Origin of the sequence: Nonomuraea mesophila (assembly GCF_004352805.1) — a bacterium.
GTDB lineage: Bacteria > Actinomycetota > Actinomycetes > Streptosporangiales > Streptosporangiaceae > Nonomuraea > Nonomuraea longispora.
In genome coordinates this window covers 1-312 of the sequence record NZ_SMLD01000424.1, presented here as the reverse complement: position 1 = coordinate 312, position 312 = coordinate 1, and the positions used below count along the sequence as shown (strand labels likewise).

General features: G+C 65.7%; 1 protein-coding gene. It reads left to right on the top strand.

Annotated elements, in window-relative coordinates; translation table 11 throughout:
• Nucleotides 1-296: transposase family protein (locus tag E1295_RS48390; protein WP_166427812.1), on the top strand; the 296-nt coding region annotated here is incomplete at its 5' end.
• Nucleotides 297-312: the final 16 nt, after the last annotated feature.

Genomic DNA, 312 nt, shown 5'->3' with positions numbered 1-312 from the left:
GCATCTGGGGCATCCTGCGCGCACTGGAGCAGGCGGGGATCATCACCCTGGCGGACAAGGCGTATCAGGGAGCCGAAGGCCCGGTCCGCACCCCGTACAAGGGCAAGCACAAGCCCGAATCCCAGAAACACGCCAACCGCGCCCACGCCAGGCTCCGCGGCCCCGGCGAACGCGCAAACGCCCAGCTCAAAGGCTGGAGAATCTTGCGCAAGCTACGCTGCAGCCCGTCCAAGGCCAGCCACCTCTGCAAGGCCATCGCCGTCCTTCAGAACCATCGCGTCACCCAAGCCGGGTGAGCCTGAAATAGGTTCA